Below are 15149 nucleotides of genomic sequence, written 5' to 3'. Positions count from 1 at the left end.
GAGTTCCGTCTGGCGTAGTGTGGTTATGAAAATTCTCATTCGCATCCTGCTACTGAGTTGGTGCAGTCTTTGTGCCGCCTTGGCGGTGAATGCTGCAGAACAACCTAACATCGTCATTCTGCTGGCCGATGACATGACTTGGAGCGACTGTGAACCCTACGGCTCGCCAAATGTCAAAACGCCCAACATGCAGGCACTGGCTGAGCAGGGGATGCGTTTTGACGGTATGTTCACTGCCACCGCGATGTGCGCTCCTACGCGGCAGCAGCTCTACACCGGACTGTTTCCGATCCGCAGTGGTGCGTTCCCAAACCACAGTAAAGTTCGCAAAGGGGTTAAGAGCATAGTGCATCATCTTGGGGAGCTGGGTTATGAGGTGTCGCTAGAGGGGAAGCAGCATTTTGGTCCGAAGGAATCGTTCCCATTCAAATCACGCAATTTGGCGAAGACTTTGAAAAATACCGAAGGTCCCTTTTGCCACATTGTTGCCTCAAGTGATCCTCACAAGCCATGGAGCACGGGCGATGCTAAGGTCTATGATCCGGAAAAGATCATTGTGCCGCCGAACCTGATTGATACTCCGCACACCCGCCGCCAGCTCTGCAAATACTACGCCGAGATCTCCCATCTTGATAAGAAACTGGGAGGCATTATGGAGTCGCTTGCGAAGGCAAAGGTAGCGGACAATACCATCCTCATCTTCACCAGTGAGCAGGGCATGACTCTTCCTTTTGGGGGCAAATGGACATGTTACGACACTGGCCTGAAAACCAGCTTCATCGTTCGCTGGCCAGGAGTCGTGAAGCCTGGAAGCTCAAATAATGCGCTGGTCCAGTATGTTGATGTTGTTCCCACACTGGTGACTATTGCTGGTGGTGACCCTAGCCAAATCGACACTGGCTGTGCCAATGCTGACGGTAAACGTGGGTTCGACGGCCGCAGCTTTCTTCCCGTGCTGAAAGGGGATACCAAGATCTTCCGCAAGTTTGTCTACGGTGCCCAAACAACGCGCGGTATCTTCAACGGAAAAGATTATCCGATCCGTTCCGCGCGTGATGACAACTACCTCTACATCCGTAACCTCAACCACGAAGGAGTCTTCAGTAACGCCTATGTCCTTGGCGGAGCGTATTACAAGGACTTCTATCAGCCACTCGCCGCAGCTGCGGAAACATCGTCCAAAATCAAAAAACGCCTCAAGTTTTTCCAGCACCGTCCTCAAGAAGAACTCTATGATGTGCGGAAAGACCCATACTCATTGAACAATCTCGCCGGTAGCCCCGAGCTGGCGGAGGTTCAGACTCGGCTGGCCAAGGAACTCGATTCTTGGATGCGTCAGCAGAAAGACAAAGGGCTCGAAACTGAGAAAACCGCACCACACCGCAAAGGTCGGATGAAATAACAGCACGACGGTGAAGAGGTCCGTGTTATCAAAGTGTGGGAATATTTGTCGTCATCAGGTGGCGTTGTTAGAAGCGTGGTCTGGGGGGAGTCAGTCGCTGTGGGTGGTCACACTTTCGCCATCGAGACGGGTCAGAGGCAGGAAATGATTACCTTGTTCATGCAAGTTGTTATCCATCCATTTTTTAAACTCGCGGATCACATGATCGGCGGGAAACTGCATCATGGTAGGTTTTGGGTAAATCCAGTTGAGCAATGGGTGGTGTCGCATTGAGATCACGGATAGGTCATCGGGGATTTTTAAACCGTTTCTTGAGCAGTGGCCGTAAAGCGAAAGCAGTTGGGTTTCACTGTGCACAACAACGGCACTGGGTTTTAGCCAGAAAAGATTTTTTTTCCAAAATTCCGCCCACCCGTCGGGATCTGAACTCGGGCAAACTTGGCAGTAATCCTCTAATCGGATGTTGGGAACTTCATCGTCGTATCCACTTTTCAATCCGCTAAGGGTGAATGGATGTAGGGTCTCGTCCGTAGCGGCAATAAAGATTTTACGGTGTCCCTGATCGCGTAGGTAGCGGACGACCTTGGGAATTTCCGTTCTTAAACGAAACCCGAAAAATGAGATCTTGAGTGTATCGTAAACGTGCCCGCCAATCTGGAATGTAGGGATACGGCGAGAGGCTTCGAGTCCCCATGGTGCAGTGGGGGACAGCAGGAAGATCGCGTCAGCCGAGTGATTTTCGATAAGTTTATCGATAAGCTTGGCCGGATTCTTATGATAAGGAAAATCGACACCACGGCGGATGACATGTCCGCCGGCGTTCTCCCAAATCGCTTGCGTAGAAGATAGCTGATAGGCATCTTCGTGAGAGAGTTCGGAATGGATTTGCTGCAGGACGAGTAGGTTTAGATGTCGCTTTCGAGATTTTGAAACAGCCCGGCGAATGATGGCTCGTGCTTTACCCGGTTCGGCAGCCGCGATGACCCCACGGTCTTCTAGCAAAGTCAGTGCCGCCACACAGGTCTTCACACTCACTTCGTATCGGTCCGCCAAAGGTCTCCGGCCTGGGAGGTGATGGATCCATACTCCGGCAGAGATGTCTTGCTCGATGCAGTCGGCCACTTGGACCGATAATCGGATTTTCTGAATGGGTCGGCTCAAGTTGTGACATTCTAGCGAGCAGTCAGGAGCCATGGCGAGGATATTTCAAAGCGGCGCCTTATGATGCGGTAGACACAGTGTAGGAAATGCCGGATTCCAACAGCTGATGGCTGAAACAAGCGTGATTTAGCCGTAATGGATGTGAATTTGAGCTTGCTAGCAGTCCTCCCAGACGTTAATCCCCCTGCAGATCAATCATTTCCTATGGGTAAGCAACATAAAAAAATCATCAAACGCAGCCGCCGTAAGCAATATCTTAAGCGCAAGTCAGAGCAGGCTAAATCCAGCGTCGTTCGCAAGGAGTCATCGCCAGCGAAGAAGACTGTGAAAAAAGCAGCCGCCAAAAAGACCGCAGCCAAGAAAGCAGCTGTGAAGAAGACTGCTACGAAGAAAGCGGCTACCAAGAAAACAGCGGCAAAAAAGACCGCCAAAAAAGCGGCCAAGAAGGCAGCAGCTAAAGAAGAAACCAAAAAAGACGAGGAGTAATCCAACGTCTTTAATAGATTTTTAGATGAGACCGGTTGCCCTGTGCAGCCGGTCTCATTTGTTTATGGAGCTATGTGTTTTTAGCCAGTTGACTCAAAAACGGGGTAATGCAAGTCTGACCCCTCAGCTGTAGCAAAAGGCATTCTCTGCCAACGATCGGGATTGTTAGAAGTTATGGCGGACGAAGTCCCATCCGGTCACCTTGCCGCTATTGAAATAGACTGTGGAGCCTCGGCGTTGTTCGTAATGCACTGAGGGAATGAAATCGACTCCATACCGAGTGTATCGACCGTAACGTCCTCCTCCAAAGCCGTAATATGGACTGAAGCTATTGTGATAGGTTGGCACGGTCACTGTGTAATCCCAGCGCTCATACGGCTTGCCATCTTTGTTGCCATCAGTTTTTCCGTCAGGATGACCCATGGCTAGGAAAACAGCCGGTTTGGTCATACCTCGGTCGATTTTGCCCTCGCTCACCAAACTTTGGTGTTTAGAACTGAGTGCGCTGTATAAGGCGGGGTTCTTCTGAATACGAGAGGTGGGCGTACTGCTGCAACTGGCTAGCAACGCGAACAACGGAAGGCTGAGAAATAGGACTGTTTTCATGATATGAGTAGGTTAACCGACCTTATAGATGGATGCAAACGGCGATTGTTCTCAACAAAATGAAAAAAGTTGGAGAAACGTGCTTGCCAAAACAGAGAGAAAGGAATCAATCTCGTAATGCCAACCGCGACACACAATATACTTTTATGTCAGAAGAACTGATACCAGCCGAAGAACTAGACGACGCCCTCAAACGCTGCCCTGAGTGGGAAGCCGAAGGCGATTCCATCACCCGCACCATCGAATTCGAAGAATACATGGAGGGGATTGATTTTGTGAACGACCTCGCAGAGATTGTCGATGAAGCTCAACACTTCCCAGAAATCGATATCCGCGATTGCAAAGTGACCTTGCGCCTGAAAACCGAAGATGTCGGAGGCGTGACAGATATCGATGTAGAGCTTGCCTCACGCATTGATAACTTGGTCGACTAATCGAGTCGTTCTAACAAACGAAACCAAAAGCCATCAGCGGTGCGCAAAGTTGCTCCGCTGATTTTTTGTGCCCATTGCTAGAGGCTATCAGCAGAGCCTCTCTAACGAGGCAGTAGAATCTCCTCGTTGTCCATGCCTGTGAGGTTGCGCAGACCGGAAACAAAACGCCACATAGTGATCATCAGGATCACCAGCATGGGCACACCAATCACAGCAAATCCCCAACCGGTGAGTTTACCCACGGCTTCATTGAACTGCGCCTGGCTGTCGGTGTTGCCGACTAACAGGTAGATGGCGAGGAAGTAGTTCATGATCATACTCAGGAAAAAAGAACCCGAGAGGAGCAAGGTTCCGGAGAAAATCAGCTTCTTGTATTTCTCCGTCATGGAGTTTTCCTGCACACGTTTTTCGATGGCAGGAATGTTGAAAAAGTCAGGGTTGTAGAGAAAGACTCTAACAAGTGGTGTTTTAGTCCAGTGGGAAAGAAGGATGGTAACACCAAAGACGAGGGGGATGGCGGCCTCCTTGAGCGCAAACCAAAACGGAGCTTGTTCATCGACGCTGCCGTTATCACGAAACGCCATGATCGCAATACCACCGGTGAGTAGGATGCTGATCACACCGAGGATGGAGAAGAAGTTAGGCTTCTTGGTTTTGATCAAGTGATGGATGCCGTAAACTAGAGGCAGTGAAACAGCCAGAATCATGCCCCACATCGGTCCAATGTGCCACAGCTTCTCCCCGGAGGCCTGCGTCAACGGGTCATTGTCACCCTTGCTCAGAAAGCTCAGTGCCACCACGGGGATGAGCACGTTCCACATGATGTTGGAAAGGGGGTTCTCTTGTTGTTTATTGGACATCGGGATGATTGTGAGACGTTGGTAAAGGAACGGCGGCCAATGGGAATATTGACCGCCGTTCTTGAGTTAGAGTATTCGTTAGACTTTGCCGAAGATCGTCTTGCCCGATGAGAGCAAGTCATCGCAAGCTACCTTGAGGCGGTCACAGAGACCTTGCTCACCTTTTTTGAGGTAGCCACGTGGATCGTAAACTTTTTTGTTTCCGACTTCACCGTCGATCTTGAGAACGCCTTCGATGTTTTCACACATGTGAGTGACGATCGGGCGGGTGAAGGCATACTGGGTGTCGGTGTCGATGTTCATCTTAACCACACCGTAGTCGAGGGTCTCGCGGATGTCTTCGAGTGTAGAACCGGAACCACCGTGGAAAACGAGGTCCATTTCGGCCTCGGCACCGTACTTGTCAGTGACGACTTTCTGGCCGTCGCGGAGGATGGTGGGCTTGAGCTTGACCGAGCCGGGCTTGTAGGCGCCGTGAACGTTACCGAAGGTGGCAGCGAACATGAAGCGGCCGATTCCATTGAGGGTCTCGTAAACCTGCATCATGTCTTCAGGGGAGGTGTAGAGCTTTTCTGCGGGCAGACCGGATGTATCGTGACCGTCCTCTTCGCCACCGACGCAGCCGGCTTCGATTTCGAGGATGATGTTGAGTTCGGTGCACTCCTTGAGAAGTTCCTTGGAGATCTCCAGGTTTTCATCGAGTTCGACGACCGAGCCGTCAAACATGTGGGAATTGAAAAGGGGACCTTTGCCTTCAGCGATGCGCTTGCGTGATGCATCGAGAAGCGGGCGGAGGAAGCTGTCGACTTTTTGCGGGTGACAGTGGTCGGTGTGCAGGCCTACGAGGATGTCGTATTTTTCGGCCAGCAGATGCGTGGCTTCGGCGAGCACGATTGCACCGAATGCTTCGTCGCCAACCGCAGTGCCGGAAGCGAAGCTGCCGCCGCCGGTTGAAACTTGGATGATACCATCAGATCCGGCCTCGGCAAATGCCTTGAGCGCACCGTTGATGGTGGTCAGAGAGGTGATGTTGATGGCTGGGTATGCGTAGCCGCCTTCTTGGGCAGCGTCGAGCATGGCGGCGTATTGTTCAGGTGTTGCTACTGGCATGACGCGCGCGGTTTACCATGGAGTTGGCAATGAAGCAAGACATGGTCTTTGCCATGAACGTCATGAAAATGCGCCCTGTAGCACGGTTGAAAGGCGGTCTACAATGGTATTTCGACCACTTTACCGTCTTTCCAAGAAATGAGGGGCAGGCCGATGAGCTGTTTGCAGCTGTAAGATCACAGCTCTTCGATCACATCCACGCAGCAGCGGGTCCATGTTTCCAGCCTATCATAGAGGTCGCCTCTGAGTTCTTCCAGCGTAGTGAACGCTAGGTTGGCGATGGAGTCCTCGTTGGCAGCGGTATTGTCGTTTTCGAGATCGATCATGTGCACGACTCCGAGGTGGACTTGTCCCACGGGATTCGAGTCGTCGTTAAGTAGGGCGACAATTTTGTTAGTATGTCCGCCCACGATGTTGAGTTCTTCATCGATCTCTCGTTCCACGCCGGCCATGTAGGTTTTTCTGCCTAGATGATCTTCGCGAGTATCCACCGGGTTAATGTGGCCACCGATACCGATGGAGACTTGGGCGTGAAGACGAGACTCGCCGCCTGATTTTCCACGGGTGTAGTGGAGGTAACGAGTGCCATTTTCATCCTTAACCCGGAAAATGCAGTAGGGGATCAGCTGTTTGTGGCTGGGATCGTCTTCTGCCGCTCCGCGGTCCATGAAGAAATTATTCTCAGGGTTCAGTAGAGATGGCAGGTAGTGATCAACATCAGTATTGATGCCTTGGAAATCGCCAAGCGAGTCAAACAGCGCGCGCGTGACGACGAGGATTTCTTCTCCTTTGTAATCTTTCATCAGATTCTGTTAGTGAAGAGTTTACTGAGAAGATTGTGAGCGGAGGAATTCGACCATGTGAGTGTCATCATCGCCAGAGGCCCAAACATGGCGAAGGAAGTCCGCAGGATTGATGTTTCCATGTTTGCGGAGGAAACCACGGTCACCACCGCAGCCGAACATCAGATTCGGGTGTAGTTCTCCAGCCAGCTTCGCCCGGGCCTTTGCTAGGATGCGTGGGAAGTATGGAACATCATCCAGAGTTGCATCGCGGGCAGGGATATCGTCTGAGGAAATTTCTACATCACTGTGTTTTCCGTTTTGAACCGTGAGGAAATAATCGCGTCGAACCGCCGCTACCAGCAGGGCAGTGGACTCGCTTGGTTCACCACCATCAACGAGGTCCTCGACAAAGTCGAAAAGCTCACGAGGTTTGTAACCTATCGAAGCTAGGAAAGAGATGTCGTCAGGCTCGTAGTGGGAGTGAAAGTCATCATTGCCGCCGCGGTATTTTTCAACACAGCTACGGAAGAGTTTGAGAAATTGATCGTTCCAAGTCATTGTGGGTGGAGCTTATGAGGGCATCGCTGGGTGCGCAAATAAAAACAGCGGCCGACATAGACATGCCGACCGCTGTTGGAAAATGATGCTCAGAACTTAGTTGGCACGACCGGAGTAGGAACCGTCCGCAGTGTTGATCTTGAGCTTGTCACCTTGTTTGACGAACAGTGGAACTTGCACAACTTTGCCCGTTTCCAGTGTGGCTGGTTTGGTGGGGTTGTTAGCCGTGTCACCTTTGATGCTCTCGGATGATTCGGTCACAGTTAGTTCGACAACGGCTGGCACATCGACCGTGACGGCATTGCCTTCAATGAATAAGATCTCGGCTGTCATTCCCTCGGCTAGGTAGTCTTTATTGTCGCCGATGAGTTCGGGGGTGAGAGTGATGGTTTCATAGGTATTCATGTCCATGAAGTGGAAACCTGTCGGGTCCTCGTAGGAAAACTCAAGCTTCTGGCGATCGGTCTCAACGATGTCGACTTTGTCGCTGGACGCGAAACGGATCGTCTTTGTCTTGCCACTTTGGAACGAACGGATTGTGGCGGCGATGAGGGCGTTGCCTTTGCCTGGGGTGCGGTGGTCGAGGTTCAGGACGATGCCGGTTTCTCCCTCATACTTGATGCACTGACCTTTTTTAATTTGGGTTGCTACGATGGATGCCATGATTTTTTAACTGGATGAATGAATGATTGGAAATCGAATAAATTGATATTCGCTTGGGCGCGCAGTGTGCTGATGGAGCCTCAAGTTGCAAGAGTGAAATTGGCCGATTCTATGGCCAAGGGACTTGAACCAGAGGGGCCGCAACGGTGCTGCGGAGCTCATCGTATCGCGAGGGCGCGTGCAGCCGGACTCTGAGTGTGATCAGGTCGCCAGAATCTCGAACCTCAGGCATGATGGGAACGCTATAGCTGCGGGTGACTGGTCCGTTGGCAATCTTGAGCGGTCTGGGCTCAGTCAGGGTAAGTCCTTCCATCGGACGTTTTCCGGGCACGAGTTTCTGGTCTGTGTTGTCAGTCAAGCCAACCTCGATCAAATCGTCAGTGCTGTCGTAAAGACAAGGGAAGGCCAGATGGGCGCCTGAATGATTGGTTACGGTGTAGTCGAAGTTCAGCGTGTATTTGTTTTCATTGATGCGAGTGATCTTGGCATTGCTGATCGACAGAGTGACTTTGGAAAGATCCACCTTGGCGTTAGCTGGGGTATTGATCACAGGAAGATTGGCTGGATCGGGCTCACCACAGGATGAAAAGACCAAAGCTAAAATAGCAGGCGAGAACGCGAGTAGTTTGCAGCGGAACATCAGTTTCATAGTATGTTTTAAATAAGTTTGAGACGGGCGAAATCCTGAGTGTCGATGAGTCCCACCGGGATTTTGTTGGAGTCTAACACGACAATGTCATCAATACGGTGAGTGCCGATGGTGTTGACGGCTTCTGCCGCTAGCGAATCCGAGTTAAGGGTGATCGGATTGACCGTCATCAGGTCACTGATCGAACTCGCGCCGATATTGGCATTCTCTTGAAATGAGCGGGCGAAGTCGCCGTGGGTGAAAATACCAGCAAGCGTTCCATCTTCTGCTGTGATAATACAGGCCCCGGTGCGAGCCATGGACATGGCCGAAAGCGCATCGTGAACGGTCGCGTCCAAGCCCACACAGGCCAGTGAGGTGCCAGAGCGCATGATATCGGAAACTTTTGTCAACAGGGCCCGACCCAACGAGCCACCGGGGTGAAAGCGTGAAAAGTCTTCCTCAGTGAAACCCCGTGATTCCAGTAGAGCCATTGCCAATGCGTCACCCATGACCAACATCGCGGTCGATGATGAAGTAGGTGCGAGGTTCAGAGGACATGCTTCACGGCTGATTGTGGTGAGCAGGGTGACGTCGCTATGTTTTCCCAGTGTTGAGTCAGGCTTCCCTGTGACGCCAATGACTTGCACATTGGAACGTTTGATAAACGGGAGCAGGTCAAGCAGTTCGCTGGTTTCGCCGGAGTAGGAGAGGGCAATGACGGCATCACCGTCCGAAACGATCCCCAAATCACCGTGCAAAGCGTTCTGGGAATTGAGCACGACAGACGTGGCTCCGGTCGAGTTAAGTGTGGCGGCAATCTTATGGCCGATATTTCCAGACTTTCCAATGCCGACGACGACAATTTTTCCTTTGTTATCGAGGGCACGTTTCAGCAGAGCGATCGCTTGGTTGAAGGATTCGTCGAGAGATGCGGAAACTCGATGCAGTTCCTCGATCTCCAGTTCGAAGATTCGGCGGCCTTTTTCCACGTAGTTGATTTCCATTGCGGCCCTAGGTTTATCTACTGTTGAGGGATGCTTAAAGGGCAAAAATCCGAAAGGTTTTTCAACTAAATGAAAATTTAGTATCATTTTTTCTTGCGAATATTCAAAGTTATGGCAATTTCCGCCCGCGCCCAGCGCACCACAAGAAAGCGACCTGTTCGTCTAGTGGTTAGGACTCCGCCCTTTCACGGCGGCAACACGGGTTCGAGTCCCGTACAGGTTGCCATTTCACCTCAGCTCTGATTTTTCAGGGCTGAGGTGAAATGCTTTATGGGAGGTGCGTTCGGTAGGGACGAGAGCCCGTAGGGTTTGAACGCAAGCCGCACTAGCGCAGCGTATGCGGCGAATCTATATAATCAATTGGCGGAGGAGCCAATTGGATTCTGCGTAGACGGAGAGGAACGCAGTCAATGCCGTACAGGTTGCCATTTCACCTCAGCTCTGATTATCAGGGCTGAGGTGAAATGCTTTTAAGACCTAGCGAAACTTAGGGACGAGAACCAGTCGGATTAAACGCTGCCACTGCAGTAGGCATAGAACGTCTCTGCAATCTCATCGGGGCATTTGCCCGACGTGATGTTGATGAACTCACGACTGCTAACTGTTCAAACCCATACCAGCATAAGCCACACTCCCAAACAGGGGTGTAGAAATCGATGAGCTTAGTTGCTCAAACAGTAGCTCACGGGAGTGAAACCAAGCACCATAATGTGCAAGGTCACTTTATGAAGAGGATGCTATTTCCTACAGCGCTGATGCTGCAGCCTCGTCTAAATAGAATACAGCATTCGGGTGGTTCTGTAAAAATGAAGCACTGACCTGATCCGAGATCGGCCCTTGCACGGCTTCTTTCACAATAGATGCCTTCGCTTCACCCCAGGCTAGCAGCACGAGACGACGAGCGCTGAGAATGGTGCCGCAGCCCATGGTAATGGCTGAGGTGGGAACGTTTTCGATGCCGCCAAACGCTGGAGCGGCATCTTCACGGGTGATAGAGTCGAGGTGAATCGCACGCGTGAGTGAGTCCTGAGGAGAGCCGGGTTCATTAAATCCAATGTGACCAGTGCGACCAATTCCAAGAATTTGCTGGTCGATACCACCTGCGTCGATGATGGCCTGCTCATACTCTTCACAGTGGGCAGGAATATCCTCCTCAGCGACTGTGCCCGATGGAATATGAATGTTTTCTTCTTTGATGTCGATGTGGTCGAAAAGATTGTCGTGCATGAACTGCCAGTAGCTTTCTTTGTGTTCCCGTGGGAGACCTGCATACTCATCGAGGTTGAAGGTGATGACATTGGCGAATGAGAGATCCAGCTCGTTGTGCAGTCGGATGAGTTCCTGATAATAACGGATAGGGGTGCCGCCGGTGGCAAGACCCAACACGGTGGGTCTCTCTGCAGCATCATTTTCGCGGATAAGTTCAGCTGTTTCTGCAGCGAGTTTGGCGACGGCGTCTTCGGGGGACTCAAAAATTTCTACTGGAACCTTATTCATGGCGCTGGGGTTTTAGCGTGAAATGGCAGGGGATCAATATCGATTTACTCGTTGGTGTAAAAACAAAGTCCTGTAAGGGTATCGCTCTGGAAGATATGAAGAGAATAGTAAGTGGAATGTGCCTCGCGATCATGACTCTGGTTGCGACAGCCAAGGAGGCGGCTCTGGAGCAGGCACTGGCTCAAGCCGGTGACAATAAGGTGGAACTTGAAAAGGCTCTCTCTGAGGCACCTGCTGGTCAGAAAAAAGCGATGCAGTTCCTCATCAGCCACATGCCTGAGCGAGACCTCAAGTCACTGAAGGCGGATTATCTGCTGAAGAATGTCGCATGGGCCTACAAGGCGCGTGAGACATTTCCATGGGCAAAAAAAGTCCCAGAGGATGTATTTTTCAATGATGTCCTTCCCTATGCCAGCCTGAACGAACGCCGCGACGACTGGCGCGAGGACTTTTTCAATCGCTTCAGCAAATACGTCAAAGACGCCAAGACTCAACACGAGGCATTGATGGCCGTAAACAAACACATCATCGATGAGGTGAAGGTGAAATACAGCACCAAACGGAAAAAAGCGGACCAGAGTCCTTACGAATCCATGGAGCAAGGACTGGCCAGTTGCACCGGCCTTTCAATTCTCCTCAACAATGCTTTCCGTGCGGTTGGAATTCCCTCACGCGTTGCAGGCACACCCGCATGGACCACGAAGCGAGGTAATCACAATTGGGTGGAGGTCTGGACGACGGACGACAAGCAGTGGCACTTCACCGAGTATTATTTGGATAAAAAAGGAATCGACCACGGCTGGTTGTTAGCCGATGCAGCACGCGGTAATGCTCAGAGTCTCTACCACAGCATTTACGCCAGCTCATGGAAGCCAACTGGGAAATACTTTCCACTGGTTTGGGACATGAAGATCAAATACGTGCATGCCGTCAATGTGACTGATCGGTATATCAAGCTCGGCGGAGTCAAAGACGGTGAGGATGTCTGTGAATTACGAATCCATCTGATGAAAGACGGAAAGCGCATCGAGGTTCCAGTGGGTGTAGCACAGGGTGATGCGATGTTAGGCGAGGGGAATAGCCCCAAAGCCACCGACGACATGAACCGCTATTTCACGGTCAAAGCACGCAAAGGTCAGCTCTATACCGTGGCGTGGAAAGATCCGGAAACAGGAAAAGTGGTGCGTAAAATGATCACCACGCCAAAAGACAAAGAATGGCTCACGCTGAACTTAGCTGAGGAGGAGTAGGCAATATATCTCGCCTTGGAACTCAAGACAGCAAGGCCCAGAGCCGATCGAATTCTCGCTGGAATGATGCGACCACGCGGCCGTTGTTACTGACCACGATATTCTCGTTGTTGGCTGTGCTGGCAGATCGAGTCCAGTTATAGCTACCTGTTAGGACAAGCGATCCGTCTGCGATGGCGAACTTGTGATGCATGTGAGCAATCGTGCGATCGTAAAGGCATGCGATCCCAATGCTTTTCAGATGCTCGAGATCCGAGCCCAGATCTTCGGACTTCAAATCATCGGAGATGATGCGGATTTTGATCCCAAGTGCCGCGGCTTCTTCGAGTCGTTTAACGATACGATTGTCGGTGATGGTGAACACACAAATATCTAGCGACTTGCGGGCTTCGCCGATCAACCGACGAATACGGTGCAAGCAATCATCGCCAGGGCTGAAGTAAGCGCTGGCCTTGATATTCATTTCATTCGAGTAGAGCAGCTTGATGACTCCCTGTAGCCAATCGAGTGCCGTGACTTCTCCCATTTCCTCGATCGCAGATGCGGTCATGCGGAATGCCATTTGGCGAACTTTGGCTTGTCCGGTTTTATCGCCTTGCAGTCTAGCGAACAGCGTCTTCAGCTCCTTTCGCTCGGATCTTGAAATGGCATAGTCCTCGAGCGAGGCTTCAAGTGCTTGTTGGATTTGCTCCATCACTAGCAGATATGGAACGTTACTTCAGTGCCTTTTCAACAGCCTCAGTGACTTTCGCATCGTTCGGAGTAGTGCGGGGGCCAAAACGAGCGACGAGCTTGCCGTCTTTGCTGATGAGGAATTTTCCAAAGTTCCACTTCACCACACCTGGGAAAGGGGAGTCTTTACCGGTGAGGGCGGTGTAGAGTGGGTGTTGTTCGTCTCCTTTGACGTGAAGCTTGTCCATCATCGGAAAAGTAACCTGATATTTGGTCGAACAGAACTCTTTGATTTCCTCCAAAGTGCCGGGCTCCTGTCCACCGAAGTCGTTGCAAGGGAAACCGATGACCACGAGGCCTTTGTCTTTGTATTTCTGGTAGAGAGCTTCCAGTGCGGAATACTGAGGTGTTAGTCCACACTTCGATGCCACATTGACAACAAGAACGACTTTACCCTCGTAAGCTTGCAGTGAGGTCTTTTTGCCTTCGATGTCTTTGAGTTCGATCTTCTGAAGATCTGTAGGTTCAGCGTGGGCCATGAAAGTAGTAGCAAGGAATGAAAGAACGGAGATGGAGAGTTTGGTCATGATGGATATAGAGATAGCCCAAGGATGAGACTGCGCAATGCGGAAAGTAGGACGGCTTTGCAAGCCGTCGGCAACCCAAGGTTTAATCAAGCCAAGCATAATGTGTTCACTAAGTTTGCCGACAGCTTAAAAAGCCGTCCTACCTTAGACGGCGATCGATGATCGCTCCTATGAACGCGCCAGCTGTGTAGCAGGCCAGATCGCTCCAGATGAATGTATTCCCTAGGAACAGCGCGGCGAGTTTATTGGCGCGGATGCGGTCGATCCATTCGGCGTGGTAAAGCTGGCTGAGTTCGACGGCTAGGGAAATGAGCAGCGTGGCGACTAACAGCCACTGCGTTTTCGTGAGCGGGGCGATGATAGCCAGAGTCCAGAAAACGGCGAGCGACCAGAGCGTGTCTCCAGCATATTTAGCGAAGAAAGTATGCTCTGGTACATAGGATGAGCGAGACAATAAGCCCACTATAATAGTTGTAACTAACAGTACTGCGTAAACGAGGCGGTGCTGATGTGACGTGATCATGGACTTTATATCGGGAACTCGTGACCACGAAAATCCCGACTGACCATTTGAGATCAAAACGATAAGTCGATAACACTAAGCTGGTTACCGTTTCCTGCTTCAGCTTATTTGTCAAAGCTCGTGATTAGTCTCCTCGATATCGATAGTGCCGAGTCTCGCTATATTAACGGCGAGACCGTTTGAAGACCAGACCGAGAACACCACAGCTGGGTAAAAAGGTACTTGATGGCTCAGGCACTGCAACAGCGGCTACAGAATAAGTGCCTAGAACTGCTAATCCACTGATATCGTCGACACTGTCTGCCGGAAAATAAATATTGCCGGTTGTATTTCCATTCACCATGTCTAAGTATGCGGCAGGTGTTAGATTCCATGTCGCCGATCCCGTAAATGCTTGAGAACCAGCCGTGAAAGTTACAGTCGCATCTGAAGACCAGCTCCATAAGTTGAGTCCTGGGTCTGCTCCGCCGCCGGCTCTAAATAACGCCGGAGTTCCGTCCGAAGGGTTTTCTACGTTAGTGATATTTCCGGTATCAAATATTGCTGATAGGGAGTTGCCGGGCGTGCTGTAGAAATTTTCAAAGTATATTCCTGTAGTGTCACTACCAGAAGCCGTTACATCAGACAAGCCTGTGGTGGCAGTCATCGTCACTTTATTAACGACGCTAAGGTCGATAGTGATTAGCACGGCAGCATTAGCTACGCCAGTGAGGGATACTATCGTGAGTATGCTGGATACGGCGAGACTTGATAATTTTGTGTTTAGTTTCATGAGTGCGTTGGTTGTCAGCCATGCATCTAACTGAATTTGTTAGTCAGGTCAACAAGATATTCATGAGTTCTTGATCATCCTTTGGCCATTATCCTAGATTCGAATGTACATAGGTCGTAGGTTTCTGTCCCATGTGTAGGGCGAGCTA

General features: G+C 50.9%; 18 protein-coding genes and 1 tRNA gene. 5 read left to right on the top strand and 14 right to left on the bottom strand.

Going from position 1 to position 15149, the window contains the following annotated elements; translation table 11 throughout:
• Positions 1–25 precede the first annotated feature (25 nt).
• On the top strand, positions 26–1402 hold the full coding sequence (locus tag ACSPJT_RS03190; RefSeq protein WP_435894925.1) for a sulfatase family protein: 1377 nt from the start codon (positions 26–28) through the stop codon (positions 1400–1402).
• A 90-nt stretch (positions 1403–1492) separates the two neighbouring features.
• Here the strand turns inward: ACSPJT_RS03190 and ACSPJT_RS03185 are convergent, their stop codons facing one another.
• Positions 1493–2596: a substrate-binding domain-containing protein gene (locus tag ACSPJT_RS03185; RefSeq protein ID WP_435894924.1), complete on the bottom strand. Its 1104-nt coding sequence runs from the start codon at positions 2594–2596 to the stop codon at positions 1493–1495.
• Between the two features lie 171 nt (positions 2597–2767).
• Between ACSPJT_RS03185 and ACSPJT_RS03180 the strand changes: the two genes are divergently transcribed.
• Positions 2768–3049: a hypothetical protein gene (locus ACSPJT_RS03180; protein WP_435894923.1), complete on the top strand. Its 282-nt coding sequence runs from the start codon at positions 2768–2770 to the stop codon at positions 3047–3049.
• A 165-nt stretch (positions 3050–3214) separates the two neighbouring features.
• On the opposite strand, the gene ACSPJT_RS03175 is transcribed toward ACSPJT_RS03180, so the two are convergent.
• Positions 3215–3655 (bottom strand): hypothetical protein, encoded by a 441-nt coding sequence (locus ACSPJT_RS03175; RefSeq protein ID WP_435894922.1) that lies wholly within the window; start codon positions 3653–3655, stop codon positions 3215–3217.
• A 146-nt stretch (positions 3656–3801) separates the two neighbouring features.
• Here ACSPJT_RS03175 and ACSPJT_RS03170 point away from each other — a divergent pair, with 146 nt between their 5' ends.
• The gene (locus ACSPJT_RS03170) at positions 3802–4089 is read left to right on the top strand and encodes a 4a-hydroxytetrahydrobiopterin dehydratase (RefSeq protein WP_435894921.1); all 288 of its coding nucleotides are present in this window, start codon (positions 3802–3804) and stop codon (positions 4087–4089) included.
• A gap of 101 nt (positions 4090–4190) precedes the next feature.
• On the opposite strand, the gene ACSPJT_RS03165 is transcribed toward ACSPJT_RS03170, so the two are convergent.
• The 7 genes from ACSPJT_RS03165 to ACSPJT_RS03135 form a co-directional block, all read right to left on the bottom strand.
• The gene (locus tag ACSPJT_RS03165) at positions 4191–4949 is read right to left on the bottom strand and encodes a VC0807 family protein (protein WP_435894920.1); all 759 of its coding nucleotides are present in this window, start codon (positions 4947–4949) and stop codon (positions 4191–4193) included.
• A 78-nt stretch (positions 4950–5027) separates the two neighbouring features.
• A complete protein-coding gene (gene fbaA, locus ACSPJT_RS03160; RefSeq protein WP_435894919.1) occupies positions 5028–6059 on the bottom strand; it encodes a class II fructose-bisphosphate aldolase in 1032 nt (343 codons plus the stop codon).
• Positions 6060–6235: 176 nt separating this feature from the next.
• Positions 6236–6862: a hypothetical protein gene (locus tag ACSPJT_RS03155; protein WP_435894918.1), complete on the bottom strand. Its 627-nt coding sequence runs from the start codon at positions 6860–6862 to the stop codon at positions 6236–6238.
• Positions 6863–6883: 21 nt separating this feature from the next.
• The gene (locus ACSPJT_RS03150; RefSeq protein ID WP_435894917.1) at positions 6884–7402 is read right to left on the bottom strand and encodes a hypothetical protein; all 519 of its coding nucleotides are present in this window, start codon (positions 7400–7402) and stop codon (positions 6884–6886) included.
• Between the two features lie 96 nt (positions 7403–7498).
• On the bottom strand, positions 7499–8065 hold the full coding sequence (gene efp / locus ACSPJT_RS03145) for an elongation factor P (protein WP_435894916.1): 567 nt from the start codon (positions 8063–8065) through the stop codon (positions 7499–7501).
• A 109-nt stretch (positions 8066–8174) separates the two neighbouring features.
• Entirely contained in the window at positions 8175–8714 is a 540-nt protein-coding gene (locus ACSPJT_RS03140) for a hypothetical protein (protein ID WP_435894915.1), read from the bottom strand.
• A gap of 8 nt (positions 8715–8722) precedes the next feature.
• Complete coding sequence (locus ACSPJT_RS03135) at positions 8723–9700, bottom strand: KpsF/GutQ family sugar-phosphate isomerase (RefSeq protein WP_435894914.1); 978 nt, start codon at positions 9698–9700, stop codon at positions 8723–8725.
• A gap of 151 nt (positions 9701–9851) precedes the next feature.
• Between ACSPJT_RS03135 and ACSPJT_RS03130 the strand changes: the two genes are divergently transcribed.
• Positions 9852–9926, top strand: a tRNA-Glu gene (locus tag ACSPJT_RS03130).
• A gap of 518 nt (positions 9927–10444) precedes the next feature.
• On the opposite strand, the gene nagB is transcribed toward ACSPJT_RS03130, so the two are convergent.
• On the bottom strand, positions 10445–11197 hold the full coding sequence (nagB, locus tag ACSPJT_RS03125; protein ID WP_435894913.1) for a glucosamine-6-phosphate deaminase: 753 nt from the start codon (positions 11195–11197) through the stop codon (positions 10445–10447).
• Between the two features lie 95 nt (positions 11198–11292).
• On the opposite strand from nagB, the gene ACSPJT_RS03120 reads away from it, so the two are divergent.
• Positions 11293–12447, top strand: coding sequence for a transglutaminase-like domain-containing protein (locus tag ACSPJT_RS03120; protein ID WP_435894912.1), 1155 nt, complete (start codon positions 11293–11295; stop codon positions 12445–12447).
• 22 nt (positions 12448–12469) lie between these two features.
• Here the strand turns inward: ACSPJT_RS03120 and ACSPJT_RS03115 are convergent, their stop codons facing one another.
• The 4 genes from ACSPJT_RS03115 to ACSPJT_RS03100 form a co-directional block, all read right to left on the bottom strand.
• The gene (locus ACSPJT_RS03115) at positions 12470–13141 is read right to left on the bottom strand and encodes a phospholipase D-like domain-containing protein (RefSeq protein ID WP_435894911.1); all 672 of its coding nucleotides are present in this window, start codon (positions 13139–13141) and stop codon (positions 12470–12472) included.
• Positions 13142–13160: 19 nt separating this feature from the next.
• Entirely contained in the window at positions 13161–13658 is a 498-nt protein-coding gene (locus tag ACSPJT_RS03110) for a glutathione peroxidase (RefSeq protein WP_435896172.1), read from the bottom strand.
• A gap of 187 nt (positions 13659–13845) precedes the next feature.
• Positions 13846–14229 carry a DUF2809 domain-containing protein gene (locus ACSPJT_RS03105; protein ID WP_435894910.1) on the bottom strand — a complete coding sequence of 128 codons (384 nt, stop codon included), beginning with the start codon at positions 14227–14229 and terminating at the stop codon, positions 13846–13848.
• Positions 14230–14392: 163 nt separating this feature from the next.
• Complete coding sequence (locus tag ACSPJT_RS03100) at positions 14393–15001, bottom strand: hypothetical protein (RefSeq protein ID WP_435894909.1); 609 nt, start codon at positions 14999–15001, stop codon at positions 14393–14395.
• Positions 15002–15149 lie beyond the last annotated feature (148 nt).

Source organism: Oceaniferula spumae (assembly GCF_042849255.1).
GTDB classification, from domain to species: domain Bacteria; phylum Verrucomicrobiota; class Verrucomicrobiia; order Verrucomicrobiales; family Akkermansiaceae; genus Oceaniferula; species Oceaniferula spumae.
This window is presented reverse-complemented; position numbering and strand designations above follow the sequence as displayed.

Coding starts and splice junctions, on each gene's coding strand:
- ACSPJT_RS03180 (WP_435894923.1), top strand. CDS start 2,768: ATGGGTAAGCAACATAAAAAAATCATCAAACGCAGCCGCCGTAAGCAA.
- ACSPJT_RS03100 (WP_435894909.1), bottom strand. CDS start 15,001: ATGAAACTAAACACAAAATTATCAAGTCTCGCCGTATCCAGCATACTC.
- ACSPJT_RS03120 (WP_435894912.1), top strand. CDS start 11,293: ATGAAGAGAATAGTAAGTGGAATGTGCCTCGCGATCATGACTCTGGTT.
- ACSPJT_RS03115 (WP_435894911.1), bottom strand. CDS start 13,141: ATGGAGCAAATCCAACAAGCACTTGAAGCCTCGCTCGAGGACTATGCC.
- ACSPJT_RS03190 (WP_435894925.1), top strand. CDS start 26: ATGAAAATTCTCATTCGCATCCTGCTACTGAGTTGGTGCAGTCTTTGT.
- efp (WP_435894916.1), bottom strand. CDS start 8,065: ATGGCATCCATCGTAGCAACCCAAATTAAAAAAGGTCAGTGCATCAAG.
- ACSPJT_RS03105 (WP_435894910.1), bottom strand. CDS start 14,229: ATGATCACGTCACATCAGCACCGCCTCGTTTACGCAGTACTGTTAGTT.
- ACSPJT_RS03155 (WP_435894918.1), bottom strand. CDS start 6,862: ATGAAAGATTACAAAGGAGAAGAAATCCTCGTCGTCACGCGCGCGCTG.
- ACSPJT_RS03135 (WP_435894914.1), bottom strand. CDS start 9,700: ATGGAAATCAACTACGTGGAAAAAGGCCGCCGAATCTTCGAACTGGAG.
- ACSPJT_RS03110 (WP_435896172.1), bottom strand. CDS start 13,658: ATGGCCCACGCTGAACCTACAGATCTTCAGAAGATCGAACTCAAAGAC.
- fbaA (WP_435894919.1), bottom strand. CDS start 6,059: ATGCCAGTAGCAACACCTGAACAATACGCCGCCATGCTCGACGCTGCC.
- ACSPJT_RS03170 (WP_435894921.1), top strand. CDS start 3,802: ATGTCAGAAGAACTGATACCAGCCGAAGAACTAGACGACGCCCTCAAA.
- ACSPJT_RS03140 (WP_435894915.1), bottom strand. CDS start 8,714: ATGAAACTGATGTTCCGCTGCAAACTACTCGCGTTCTCGCCTGCTATT.
- ACSPJT_RS03185 (WP_435894924.1), bottom strand. CDS start 2,596: ATGGCTCCTGACTGCTCGCTAGAATGTCACAACTTGAGCCGACCCATT.
- ACSPJT_RS03165 (WP_435894920.1), bottom strand. CDS start 4,949: ATGTCCAATAAACAACAAGAGAACCCCCTTTCCAACATCATGTGGAAC.
- ACSPJT_RS03150 (WP_435894917.1), bottom strand. CDS start 7,402: ATGACTTGGAACGATCAATTTCTCAAACTCTTCCGTAGCTGTGTTGAA.
- nagB (WP_435894913.1), bottom strand. CDS start 11,197: ATGAATAAGGTTCCAGTAGAAATTTTTGAGTCCCCCGAAGACGCCGTC.
- ACSPJT_RS03175 (WP_435894922.1), bottom strand. CDS start 3,655: ATGAAAACAGTCCTATTTCTCAGCCTTCCGTTGTTCGCGTTGCTAGCC.